Here is an 11,403-nt window from a genome sequence, read left to right as displayed (position 1 = left end):
CGATACGCGGCAAAAATTCTACCGCGAGTTTACCGGCTATTAACCCTAACGGATCGATAACGTCCGAAAAGGTGGGTCGTTTCCGGAGCCTATGAACCGCATGTCAACCGCAGCTATCAAGACGGGTCTCGCGATCACGGCGGCAGTGCTGTCGATGTTGCTCAGCGGTTGCACCAGCTACCAGCCCGCGCCGAAGGCTTTCAGCGAAGCCACGATCCAGCCCTATCGCCTCGACAGCGGCGACCGCTTGCGCATCAACGTCTTCGAACAGGCCGGCCTCAGCGGCACCTATACGGTCGACCAGGCCGGGTATGTCGCGTTTCCGCTGATCGGCACCGTTGCCTCGCGCGGCAAGACCCTGCCGGAACTCGAAGGCATGATCGCCGCCAAGTTGCGCCAGGGCTATCTGCGCGACCCCGACGTGACGATCGAGGTCGATCGCTACCGCTCGGTCTTCATCATGGGTGAAGTCGGCCAGGCCGGGCAATATGCCTATGTTCCGGGAATGACCGTGCAGAATGCGATTGCGGTCGCCGGCGGTTTCTCGCCGCGCGCCAACCAGTCCAACGCCGACATTACCCGCAAGATCAACGGCCGCATCATCACCGGCCGGGTTCCGATCACCGACGCGGTTCTCGCCGGCGATACGATCTACATCCGCGAACGCCTGTTCTGATCTCGATGCAGCAACAGCGTCCCCTGCGCATAATCCATTGTTTCAGGTCGCCCGTCGGCGGAATTTTCCGCCACGTGCGCGATCTCGCCGAGGCGCACGCCCGCGCCGGGCATGAGGTCGGCATTCTCTGCGACAGCACCACCGGGGGTAGCCACGAAGATTCACTGTTCGACGAGATCCGGCCCCATCTGGCGCTAGGCCTCGTTCGCATGCCGATTCACCGCTCCGTCGGTCCGTCGGATTTTGCCGCGCTGTGGCGCGGTTACAAGGAAATCAGAAGTTTGCGACCGGATGTGTTGCATGGGCACGGCGCCAAGGGTGGCGCCATTGCCCGGCTCATCGGTTCAGCCTTGCGGGTCAACAGGTATCGCGTAGCCCGCCTTTATTCACCGCACGGGGGAAGCCTGCACTTTTGCCGCCGTTCCCTGATCGGGCGGCTTGTCTTCCCGCTGGAACGGGCACAGGAGCGGCTTGCGGACGCTCTCGTTTTTGTCTGCGATTTCGAGCGCCAGACCTATTTCACCAAGGTCGGCGCGCCGCGGGTACGGCACGAACTGATCTATAACGGGATAGACGACGGGGAATTCGAGGTGATCACCCCACGGCCGGATGCGGTCGATTTTCTCTATATCGGCATGATGCGGGACCTGAAGGGTCCCGATTTGTTTGTGGAGGCCTTCGCGCGAACCGAACGTCTTGTCGGACGGCCACTTTCGGCATTGATGATCGGCGACGGCCCGCAACAGGAGGAGTACAGCGAACTGATGCTGCAGCAGGGCCTGAGCCGCCGCATCAGGATGCACCCGGCCATGAAGACCCGCGAAGCGTTTACGCTAGCGCGCAATGTCGTCGTTCCCTCGCGGGCCGAGTCCATGCCCTACATAGTCCTCGAAGCACTCGCGGCCAGAAAGCCGGTCATCGCCAGCCGTGTCGGCGGCATCCCGGAAATACTTGGGCCCGACAGCGGCGCACTGGCAGAACCGGCCGACGTCCAATCGCTGGCCACCATCATGGCGCGCTCGATCAGCGAGAAGGACTGGGCGACACGGGTCATGCCTGAACCGAGCACGTTCAAATCACGTTTCGCCGCTTCGGTAATGTCCGCCGACATGCTAGACCTCTATCGGGAATTGTGCCGTTACCAGCCACCCACGGATAGCGTGTCGCCCACAACGTAAGCGTTTCTTAGTGGCTTTCTGCTATCCGGGCTGTGGAACTTCAGCGCCGGAAGACAGCCATGAACAAGTTTGACCGCCCGGGTTCATTCGATCCGGAAGCGCTTCGCAAGAAGATTTCGGAAATCCGCGCCCGCGCACCCGGCGAAATGCCGAACGGTGAGCCGACCGCGGAACTTAATCCGCTGGCGCGGCAAATCGCCGAGCAGTTCCGGGCCGACACCTATTCGCCGGCCATGATCATGGGCCTGATGCGGCTTTTCGAATTCTGCGCGCTCTTTGCCATCGGCTACGCGATCAACGCGCTCTACGTTCAACCGGGTTTCGAGCAATTGCCGCTCTATATGGCGATCCTGATGGGCGGTTCGGCCCTGGCGGTCGCCGCGATGCAGATCGCAGATACCTATCAGATCCCGGCGCTACGCGCCTGGTTGCGCGTGATGCCGCGTATTCTCGCAGCCTGGGCGATTGCCTTCGGCGGGATCGCCATCGCCCTGTTCTTCCTGAAATCCGGCCATCAGTATTCCCGTGTCTGGTTCGGCGGCTGGTTTGTCGGCGGCGCAATCTTCCTCATCGCCGAACGCGCCTTCATCGCCTATTCCATTCGCCACTGGGCGCGTAACGGCACGATGGAACGCCGCGCCGTCGTCGTCGGCGGCGGCCAGCCGGCCAAGGACCTGATCCGCACGCTTGAGGATCAGCCCGACAACGACATCCGTATCTGCGGTATCTTCGACGACCGCGACGAACGGCGCTCACCCAACGTCATCGCCGGTTATCCGAAACTCGGAACGGTCAATGAGCTCGTCGAGTTTGCCCGCCTGGCACGGATCGACATGCTGATCATCTCGCTGCCTCTGACGGCGGAAAAGCGCATTCTCGAACTCCTGAAGAAGCTCTGGATCCTGCCGGTCGACATCCGGCTCGCCGCACACGCCAACAATCTGCGCTTCCGTCCGCGCAGCTATTCCCATGTCGGCGATGTTCCCATGCTCGACATCTTCGACAAGCCGATCGCCGACTGGGATTCTGTCGCCAAGCGTGGCTTCGACATCTTCTTCAGCCTGGTCGCCCTGGTGCTGCTCTGGCCGATCATGCTCGGCGCCGCCATTGCAGTCAAAGCCACGTCGCCCGGGCCGATCATTTTCAAGCAGAAGCGCCATGGCTTCAACAACGAGACGATCGAGGTCTACAAGTTCCGCTCGATGTACACGCATATGAGCGACCCCTCGGCCCGCAACGCCGTAACCAAGGGCGATCCGCGCGTCACACCGGTCGGGCGTTTCATCCGCAAGTCGTCGATCGACGAACTGCCGCAGATCCTCAACGTGCTGAAAGGCGAGCTCTCGCTCGTCGGCCCGCGTCCGCACGCCGTATTGGCGCAGACCCAGAACCGGACCTATTCCGACGTCGTCGAAGGCTACTTCGCGCGCCATCGCGTCAAGCCGGGCGTTACCGGCTGGGCGCAGATCAACGGCTGGCGGGGCGAAATCGACAATGACGAAAAGATCCGCCTGCGCACGGCCTTCGACCTCCACTACATCGAAAACTGGTCGCTGCTCTTCGACCTCAAGATCCTGTTCCTGACGCCGTTTCGGCTCCTCAACACCGAGAACGCCTATTGAGCACCGTCGAGACAGGCCGGTTTCCGATCGCGCGTCCCCAGCTTGCAGCACTTTCGCTGTTCGGTTCGGGCATGGTCGCGTTCGCCGTGTTCCTTTCCGGCTTCGTCATCTTCGAGCCGGCGCCCTATGAGCTGTTCCTGGTTGCGCTCATCGGGCTGTGGGCGCTCTTCGGTCTCAAGATTTCGCGCAGCGTCGCCCCCCTCCTCACGCTTCTGACGCTGTTCATGGTGGGCGGCATCCTATCGCTGACGGTCATGGTCGATCTGACCAAAGGGCCGATGTACATGGGGGTTTCCGGCTTTCTTGCGCTTTCGTCCGTTTTCTTCGCGGCGATCATCGAGGACCGCCATGAGCGGCTGCGTCTGATCTTCAATGCCTGGCTGGCCGCCGCCATCATTACCGCCCTGCTCGGCATCCTCGGTTATTTCGGCGCCGTTCCGGGTGCGGAGAATTTCACGCTCTACGGTCGCGCCAAGGGGGCGTTCCAGGATCCCAATGTGTTCGGGCCGTTTCTGTCGGTACCGGCCATGTATCTGATCCACGGCATCCTGACGCAGCCGATCCAGAAGGCACCCCTGAAGATCGCAGCGCTGATGATCCTTGCGCTCGGTGTCTTCCTCTCGTTTTCGCGTGCGGCCTGGGCGCTCAATCTCTTCTGTGTCGTGGCCTTTGTCTTTGTCATGCTGCTCAAGGAGCGTAACGGCCTCTTCCGCCTGAGGATCCTGGTGCTGGCACTCGTCGGCGGGCTGCTGGTTGTCGGCGCTCTTGTCGTCGCCCTGCAATCCGAACAAGTCGCCACGCTGTTTTCCAGCCGCTCGCAGCTCGTGCAGGATTACGATGGCGGTCATCTAGGACGCTTCGACCGCCACAGGCTTGGCTTCCTGATGTCCATGGAAAAGCCCCTCGGCATCGGCCCCATGGTCTTCAGCACGATCTTCCCGGAAGACGAGCACAATGTCTGGCTCAAGTCGCTGACGTCCTATGGTTGGCTCGGCTTCGTCAGCTATGTGACGCTGATCATCTGGACGCTGTCGCTCGGCTTCCGTTTCCTGCTGCTCAACCGTCCCTGGCAGACCTACCTGATGATTGCCTGGGTCGCCGTTCTCGGCCATGTCGGCGTCGGCAACGTCATCGACACCGATCACTGGCGCCACTTCTATCTGCTCGTCGGCATCATCTGGGGATGTGCCGCCCTCGAATATCGTCATCGCCGGCAAGCGCGCGCCGGCTGGAGCTCCTGATCATGGAACATTTTGTTCCGGGCCGGCGACCGGCCCTGCCCCTACGCCTGCTTGAGGTCCTGGAACCGAGCGGCGGCGGCTCGGGTCGACATTTCGTCGACCTCTGCCGCGGCATGCATGAGCGCGGCCACCATGTCGAGGCGGTCTATTCGCCGGTGCGCGCCGAGGAGGGTTTCGTGCGCGAACTGAAGGCGGTCGGCCTGCCGGCCGTCCACGCCGTCAACATGAAGCGGGCTCCGGGCCCGTGGGATCTGGCCTCCTTCCTGGAACTGCGGCGCATCATCCGCAACAACGACTTCGATATCATCCACGGCCACAGTTCCAAGGCAGGTGCGCTGACCCGGATTCGACTTCCGGGTCCGCACATCCCACGCCTTTATACTCCACACGCCTTTCGCACGCTCGACCCCAGGCTCGGCCGTGGTGGACGGTTGATCTATGGCATGATCGAGTGGGGCCTTGCCCGCTTCTTCACCGACCATCTCATCTGCGTTTCCGAGGACGAGCATCGCCACGCCCTGTCGTTGCATATGCCCGGAGACCGGATGTCGGTGGTCGTCAATGGCGTCGCTCCGCCCTCGTGCGAAATGGCGCAAACGATTCGCGCCAGCTTCGGGATCGCGCCCGATGCCTTCGTCTTCGGCTTCATCGGCCGGCTCTCGGCACAGAAGGCACCGGAGCGTCTAATCGCCGCCTTCCAGAGCATCGCCGCATCGGTGAAGAACAGCCATCTGGTCATGGTCGGCGCCGGTGCACTGGAGGGCCCCCTGCGCAAGGCGATCGCCGAAAGCGGACTGCAGAACCGCATGCACCTGACCTCGGCCTTTACGGGACCACAGGCGGCGCCGGCTTTCGACCTTCTGGTCATGCCGAGCCGCTACGAGGCGATGTCCTACGTCATGCTGGAAGGGGCGGCCGCGGGCAAACCGATCATCGCCACCGATATCGGCGGCGCGCGCACGGTCATCGAAGATGGCGAGAACGGCTTCATCCTGCCGAACAGCGACGACACGTCCCTGCTCGCGAAGACGATGGCCAAAGCCGCAGCACCGGAAACATTCGAAGAGCTGGCTGCCTTTGCGCGCAGCCGGAAGCACCGCTTCACCCTCGATGTGATGCTCGATCAAACCGAGACACTCTATGAGCAGGTGGCCACCAAACGCCGAGTGTCAGCGATCCTTCAGCCGGCGGAGTAGCGCAAGTAAGATAGGGATGGGAAACAGATCAATCGCTCTCTGGGGGATTGAGGATTGAGAAGAATGGTCGGAGCGGCGGGATTCGAACCCACGACCCCTTGACCCCCAGTCAAGTGCGCTACCGGGCTGCGCTACGCTCCGAACCGAGGAAACCCCTATATAACCAACGCTTAGAGCGCAAGCGGGAATTTCGAACTCTGCGTGAAAAAGAAATATCCGGCGTGGAAAAGCTGCGGACCTGCCGCGGAACGCTGAGAAAATCGCTCCGCTTTCCCCGGTCATCGCCCTGAGATCGACGGACGCGCAATGCAAGGGAACCTTCACCAAGTCTCAAATCGCATCGCTCGAAAAGCCCTGCCTAACGCAACGTGAGCTTGCCATCACAACCGATTTGAGGGACAGTTTGGTACTGGCCCTTGAGGCCTGGAGCCTCCATTTTCAGGAGTAGACCATGCCTCTTAAATCACTGCTGGCCATAACCGCACTCGTCGTCCTGACCCTGTCCGGATGCGCGACATCCGGTTCGACCAACACAACCTACGCGCAGTGGACCGGCCCCTATCCGGAGCCTGATGTTTCCGCATCGAGCCCCGGTGGTTTCCGTATGTCCTACTAAGACGCGGCACCTGTGGTGTGAGCGACAGAACGCGAGCCCAGTGAGGCGTCCCTCGGTCGCTCACGTCAATGCATGAGTGGGTTGCCCTTCTCCCAGACCCGAAGCATTTGGATGCGGGCCACCTGCCAATCTCCCAAACCGACGATCGATCGAATGTTTGCCGTCAGTTCCGGCGGGGATTTTCTGCTGGCAACAACGCCGCACATTCGCGCAAGCGCCATGCCTGCGTCGCGGCTGATTTTTTTAAGGTCATAAAAGCATCGCGCGTTGCAAAACTCGCACGCGCCCCGTAGGCGATCGCGATCTCAGCGAACCTGGTCGAGCAGGCGCTTGCATTCCAGGAGATCGTAGAGCGCCTCCTGAAGCAGGGCCCGGTCCTCCTTGCCCACGGACGACGATTTGCCGAGGGAGATTTCCGGCACATCGTCGCTACCGCCGCCGAATGAAAAGAAGCGGCGGCTCGCCGGCGCTTTGGCGCGTCCGACAATCTGATCTTCTTCCGAAACGCCGGCCTTGGGCGGTGCCGGCTCCTCATTGCTGGATGCAGCAAGCGCCTCGACGGTCGCAAGATCGCCGCTGGCGATGGCCGCGACAAACTTGTTGCCGTTGGTCTTCAGCAGCTTCTGCACGCCCTTGATGGTATAGCCGTGATCGTAGAGCAGATGCCGGATGCCCTTGAGGAGATCGACGTCTTCGGGCCGGTAATAGCGCCGACCGCCGCCGCGCTTCATCGGCTTGATCTGCTGGAAACGGGTTTCCCAGAAACGCAGAACGTGCTGCGGCAGATCGAGATCGTCAGCGACCTCGCTGATGGTGCGGAATGCGTCCGGGCTCTTTTCCATGTGGTTCCCAATCCATGTCACGCGACTCATGCTCGCGAGCAGCAATGAACCGATATCATACCGATGATGGCACGAATCGGACCCATTTCAACGGCTTATGGATGGGTTTTCAACCACATTTGTGGCTGACGCCATGACGTTACGCCACGGGCGATACCGGCTTCTGCTTGGCTCTGCGGCTGAGATGGGCCTTCAACACGCGCTGCTTGAGCACGTTGGACGCCTTGAAGGTCATCACGCGACGGGGCGAGATCGGCACTTCCTCGCCGGTCTTCGGATTTCGCCCGATACGCTCGTTCTTGTCGCGGACCTGGAAGGTCGCGAAAGAAGACAGCTTCACACTCTCGCCACGCACGATTGCGTTGCATATTTCGTCAATGACGGTTTCCACCAACTCGGCAGACTCTGTCCGTGACAGACCCACCTTGCGAAATACCGACTCAGCCAAGTCCGCCCGTGTTACTGTTTTTCCGCTCATCTTCCCCCACCAACGTCTGGTACGCCGATCAGCGACCGAAGACTATTGCCCTTACCTTTTGCGGTCAAGCGCCTGTTGCTTAAGCAATTTCTTTACCAGCGGAGGAGCACGGAGCCCCAGGTGAAGCCGCCGCCCATGGCCTCGAGCAGCACGAGGTCACCCTTCTTGATCCGGCCGTCACCAGCCGCCGCGTTCAACGCCAGCGGAATGGAGGCAGCCGAGGTGTTGCCATGCAGGTCGACCGTCACCACAACCTTGTCGAGAGGGATGCCGAGCTTCTTGGCGGAGCCGTCGATAATGCGCCGGTTGGCCTGGTGCGGCACCAGCCAGTCCAGATCTTCTGCGGTCGTTCCAGTCGCCTCGAACGCCGCCTCGATCACGTCGGTAATCATGCCGACTGCATGCTTGAATACTTCGCGGCCTTCCATCTTGAGATGGCCGACTGTGCCCGTCGTCGAGGGGCCGCCATCGACATAGAGCTTGTCGCGATGGGCACCATCGGAGCGAAGCTTGGCTGTCAACACCCCACGGTCGGCATTCGTGCCCTCGCCCTCCTGGGCCTCCAGAATGATGGCGCCGGCGCCATCGCCGAAGAGCACGCAAGTCGTCCGGTCGGTCCAGTCGAGAATGCGGGAGAATGTTTCCGCGCCGATCACCAGTACGCGCTTGGCAAGCCCGCCGCGGATGTAAGCGTCGGCGGTCGTCACCGCATAGACGAAACCGGAACAGACTGCCTGCAAATCAAAGGCAGCGCCATGGCGCATACCGAGCCGGTCCTGGATGTTGACGGCCGTGGCCGGGAACGTGTTGTCCGGCGTCGAGGTCGCCAGGATGATGAGATCGATGTCATCGGGCGTAAGCCCGGCATTGGCGAGCGCCGCACGGGCCGCCCCTTCACCGAGCGACGCGGTCGTTTCGCCCTCACCGGCGATGTAGCGCTGCCGGATACCAGTGCGCTGCACGATCCACTCATCGGACGTATCGACCTTGGATTCCAGCTCCTGATTGGTGACAACGCGCTTCGGCAAAGCTGCGCCGAAGCCGCGAACGACGGAACGGATCATTTATTCAAACCTCATCATTCATGCCGGCGGAAAGAGCCTGTGGCGGTTCGGCGCCATGGTACTTTGCCAGATCGAGCTCGATCTTCGACTTCAGGCCATTCTTCACCATGTCGTAGCCGACATCGATTGCGGCTGCGAAACCCTCAGCGTCGGCACCACCATGGCTCTTGATCACGACGCCATTGAGGCCGAGGAAGACACCACCATTGACCTTCCGGGGGTCCATCTTCTCACGCAACCGGTCGAACGCACCCTTCGCCAGGATGTAGCCGATCTTGGCAAGCAGCGTGCGCGACATTGCGGCGCGGAGATATTCGGCAATCTGGCGCGCGGTGCCTTCGGCAGCCTTCAGCGCGATATTGCCGGAAAAGCCTTCGGTCACGACGACGTCAACCGTTCCGCGGCCGATGTCATTGCCCTCGACGAAGCCGTAATAGTCGAAGCCATCAATGTTGGCTTCACGGATCAGGCGGCCAGCTTCCTTGACCTCTTCCTGTCCCTTGATTTCTTCAACCCCGACATTGAGAAGACCGACCGTCGGCCGTTCGATCTCAAAGAGTGCACGCGCCATTGCGCCACCCATCAGTGCGAAGTCCATGAGTTGCTGGGCATCCGCACCGATCGTCGCCCCGACGTCGAGCACGATGCTCTCGCCCTTCAGCGTCGGCCAGATGGCCGCGATCGCCGGACGTTGGATCCCCTGCATCGTGCGCAGACAGAAGACCGACATGGCCATGAGCGCGCCGGTGTTTCCGGCCGAAACGACGACGTCTGCCTCGCCGGCATTGATCGCGTCGATTGCTTTCCACATGCTCGACTTACCGCGGCCGCGGCGAAGCGCCTGGCTCGGCTTCTCATCCATCGCGACCGCGATCTCGCAATCAAAAAAAGTGCTGTTGGCCTTGAGCTTCGGATATTTTTCCAGGAGGTCCGCGCATTGCGCTTCGATTCCGAACAACACGAACTTGATGTCCGGATGACGTTCGAGCGCTCTTGCGGCGCCCGGGATGACGACTTCGGGACCATAGTCGCCACCCATCACGTCAAGTGAAATTCTGACCACGCGTGTCTTATCCTTCATTTCTGCCACACAACACGTGCCGTCGTGGCGCACTCTTCTCGGACGCAATGACGAAACATATTGATTCTGACGCTTGAGCCAAGCACGCGGCAGATCGCTTCACGGCTCTTTCGGCCGGTTTGGGGCCAAAATACTGCTTTTCCTTTGCGTGACAACCGAATTGTAGAGGAGGCTTTCGCAGCCTCAGTCCTTTTTCCAGTCCTTCAGAACGGCAAACGGGTTCGGCTTCTTGTCATCGGCCGCCGTACTCTCGATGCGCGCCCCGAAACTCGCGCCTGGCTTGCGCGGATAAGGGTCGATGGCGAGCGCCACCTGCTCGCTGACGACGACGCCGGCATCGACCGTGTCACCCGTGAAGGTGTCAGGAATGTCCGGTCCATCCGGATCGAGAATCATCTCGCCGCCATCGTTGCTCGCCTGGCGAGCGAGCCGCGACCCTTCGGGCACCAGGATCGCTTCGACCGGCTCGTGGATATCGGCCTCGACCGGCTCGAGCGTCACCACACAGCTTTGCACGATACGGGCCGTGACCTCACCCTTGATCTTGATGCCGTCCTTCTTCCAGCGCGCAATCTGCAGCTCTGCGCTGAGCGATAGCACATCGCTGACACCCCAGAGCTTTGCCAGTGCCGCCCTTTCCCGCTCGTTCGCGGAGAGATGCACGCTGACAGCGTTCGCCGAGATATGCCCCACCTTCACCGGATAGGAGAAGGCCGGTTGGCTATCGTCTTTCATGATCGGATCCTTCCTCGCCAAGGCAATTACTGCCCAGTCGCGAATGCAGCCGCCGCCCGTGTTCCGGCTCGCGGCGCAATGTCTCTTATAACCGCTCTATTAAGCTCCAGCGGATGGTATCTGCAACTGACCGGTCTCGACAACCGCTTCGGCAACGTCGGCGAGCTGCGCCTCAACCGTCAGCAGATAGGTTGCAAGCGCATCCATCGAGGGGGCTGCATCGCCGCCTTCCGGATGAAAGTTGCGCTTCAGTGCCGCCGCCAAGGCGGCCACGTCCTTGGCCTCGAGCGCTGCCGCATAGGATTCCAGGCGCCCGTAATACATGCCGGCCAGCTTCTTCATCTTCTTTGGAACGCCGGCATCGCCTACGCCGAGTTCGCGGATCGAATGATCGACGTCCTCGAAGAAAGCATCGATGATCTCCTGGGCGATTTCCTGGCCGGGCCTTGCCGAAGCGCGCGTACGGCGGAAGTAGAGGATCAGCATAGCCGACAGCATCTCGAACCGCCCCATGACCGTGTCCGGCACATCGAGGTCGGTATAGAGATACGGTTGGCGCGCGGCCGACGTCAGCAGTGCATACTGCCTCTCGACGATCACGGTATTGCCGCTTTTTCTTTTAAACAGTCCAAAAATCATCACAAAGCTCGGGCTTGGCTTTCTCGAAATGCGCG

The 11,403-nt window shown here is 61.1% G+C and carries 12 protein-coding genes and 1 tRNA gene; 6 read left to right on the top strand and 7 right to left on the bottom strand.

The window, feature by feature from the left end; all coding sequences use genetic code 11:
- Nucleotides 1-100 precede the first annotated feature (100 nt).
- The 5 genes from LAC81_RS04870 to LAC81_RS04850 are packed head-to-tail and all read left to right on the top strand — an operon-like array spanning nt 101 to nt 5,913.
- Nucleotides 101-676 carry a polysaccharide biosynthesis/export family protein gene (locus LAC81_RS04870; RefSeq protein WP_113536971.1) on the top strand — a complete coding sequence of 192 codons (576 nt, stop codon included), beginning with the start codon at nt 101-103 and terminating at the stop codon, nt 674-676.
- Between the two features lie 5 nt (nt 677-681).
- On the top strand, nt 682-1,854 hold the full coding sequence (locus LAC81_RS04865; protein ID WP_223726939.1) for a glycosyltransferase family 4 protein: 1,173 nt from the start codon (nt 682-684) through the stop codon (nt 1,852-1,854).
- Between the two features lie 59 nt (nt 1,855-1,913).
- On the top strand, nt 1,914-3,476 hold the full coding sequence (locus LAC81_RS04860) for an undecaprenyl-phosphate glucose phosphotransferase (RefSeq protein WP_223726938.1): 1,563 nt from the start codon (nt 1,914-1,916) through the stop codon (nt 3,474-3,476).
- Nucleotides 3,473-4,717 (top strand): O-antigen ligase family protein, encoded by a 1,245-nt coding sequence (locus LAC81_RS04855; protein WP_223726937.1) that lies wholly within the window; start codon nt 3,473-3,475, stop codon nt 4,715-4,717. Before LAC81_RS04860 ends, LAC81_RS04855 begins: the two co-directional genes overlap by 4 nt.
- Before the next feature lie 2 nt (nt 4,718-4,719).
- Nucleotides 4,720-5,913 carry a glycosyltransferase family 4 protein gene (locus LAC81_RS04850; RefSeq protein WP_223726936.1) on the top strand — a complete coding sequence of 398 codons (1,194 nt, stop codon included), beginning with the start codon at nt 4,720-4,722 and terminating at the stop codon, nt 5,911-5,913.
- Nucleotides 5,914-5,977: 64 nt separating this feature from the next.
- Here LAC81_RS04850 and LAC81_RS04845 read toward each other — a convergent pair.
- A tRNA-Pro gene (locus tag LAC81_RS04845) sits at nt 5,978-6,054 on the bottom strand.
- Nucleotides 6,055-6,364: 310 nt separating this feature from the next.
- Between LAC81_RS04845 and LAC81_RS04840 the strand changes: the two genes are divergently transcribed.
- Nucleotides 6,365-6,529: a hypothetical protein gene (locus LAC81_RS04840; RefSeq protein ID WP_223726935.1), complete on the top strand. Its 165-nt coding sequence runs from the start codon at nt 6,365-6,367 to the stop codon at nt 6,527-6,529.
- Between the two features lie 305 nt (nt 6,530-6,834).
- On the opposite strand, the gene LAC81_RS04835 is transcribed toward LAC81_RS04840, so the two are convergent.
- The 6 genes from LAC81_RS04835 to LAC81_RS04810 form a co-directional block, all read right to left on the bottom strand.
- Complete coding sequence (locus LAC81_RS04835; protein ID WP_057252555.1) at nt 6,835-7,371, bottom strand: MerR family transcriptional regulator; 537 nt, start codon at nt 7,369-7,371, stop codon at nt 6,835-6,837.
- Between the two features lie 139 nt (nt 7,372-7,510).
- On the bottom strand, nt 7,511-7,849 hold the full coding sequence (locus tag LAC81_RS04830; protein WP_113536913.1) for an integration host factor subunit alpha: 339 nt from the start codon (nt 7,847-7,849) through the stop codon (nt 7,511-7,513).
- 92 nt (nt 7,850-7,941) lie between these two features.
- Nucleotides 7,942-8,913 carry a beta-ketoacyl-ACP synthase III gene (locus LAC81_RS04825; RefSeq protein ID WP_223726934.1) on the bottom strand — a complete coding sequence of 324 codons (972 nt, stop codon included), beginning with the start codon at nt 8,911-8,913 and terminating at the stop codon, nt 7,942-7,944.
- Nucleotides 8,914-8,917: 4 nt separating this feature from the next.
- Complete coding sequence (plsX, locus tag LAC81_RS04820) at nt 8,918-9,976, bottom strand: phosphate acyltransferase PlsX (protein ID WP_113536970.1); 1,059 nt, start codon at nt 9,974-9,976, stop codon at nt 8,918-8,920.
- Nucleotides 9,977-10,177: 201 nt separating this feature from the next.
- Nucleotides 10,178-10,729: a YceD family protein gene (locus tag LAC81_RS04815; protein ID WP_113536911.1), complete on the bottom strand. Its 552-nt coding sequence runs from the start codon at nt 10,727-10,729 to the stop codon at nt 10,178-10,180.
- Between the two features lie 99 nt (nt 10,730-10,828).
- On the bottom strand, nt 10,829-11,368 hold the full coding sequence (locus LAC81_RS04810) for a ubiquinol-cytochrome C chaperone family protein (protein WP_223726933.1): 540 nt from the start codon (nt 11,366-11,368) through the stop codon (nt 10,829-10,831).
- Nucleotides 11,369-11,403: the final 35 nt, after the last annotated feature.

The sequence above is a fragment of the Ensifer adhaerens genome, from assembly GCF_020035535.1.
GTDB lineage: Bacteria > Pseudomonadota > Alphaproteobacteria > Rhizobiales > Rhizobiaceae > Ensifer.
Note: the sequence above shows the minus strand (reverse complement) of the source record. Positions and strands in the feature narration are given on the sequence as shown.

Excerpts from the sequence above, each read along its gene's own strand:
- LAC81_RS04870 (WP_113536971.1), top strand. The coding sequence starts at position 101 with ATGTCAACCGCAGCTATCAAGACGGGTCTCGCGATCACGGCGGCAGTG.
- LAC81_RS04865 (WP_223726939.1), top strand. The coding sequence starts at position 682 with ATGCAGCAACAGCGTCCCCTGCGCATAATCCATTGTTTCAGGTCGCCC.
- LAC81_RS04860 (WP_223726938.1), top strand. The coding sequence starts at position 1,914 with ATGAACAAGTTTGACCGCCCGGGTTCATTCGATCCGGAAGCGCTTCGC.
- LAC81_RS04850 (WP_223726936.1), top strand. The coding sequence starts at position 4,720 with ATGGAACATTTTGTTCCGGGCCGGCGACCGGCCCTGCCCCTACGCCTG.
- LAC81_RS04840 (WP_223726935.1), top strand. The coding sequence starts at position 6,365 with ATGCCTCTTAAATCACTGCTGGCCATAACCGCACTCGTCGTCCTGACC.
- LAC81_RS04835 (WP_057252555.1), bottom strand. The coding sequence starts at position 7,371 with ATGGAAAAGAGCCCGGACGCATTCCGCACCATCAGCGAGGTCGCTGAC.
- LAC81_RS04830 (WP_113536913.1), bottom strand. The coding sequence starts at position 7,849 with ATGAGCGGAAAAACAGTAACACGGGCGGACTTGGCTGAGTCGGTATTT.
- LAC81_RS04825 (WP_223726934.1), bottom strand. The coding sequence starts at position 8,913 with ATGATCCGTTCCGTCGTTCGCGGCTTCGGCGCAGCTTTGCCGAAGCGC.
- LAC81_RS04815 (WP_113536911.1), bottom strand. The coding sequence starts at position 10,729 with ATGAAAGACGATAGCCAACCGGCCTTCTCCTATCCGGTGAAGGTGGGG.
- LAC81_RS04810 (WP_223726933.1), bottom strand. The coding sequence starts at position 11,368 with ATGATTTTTGGACTGTTTAAAAGAAAAAGCGGCAATACCGTGATCGTC.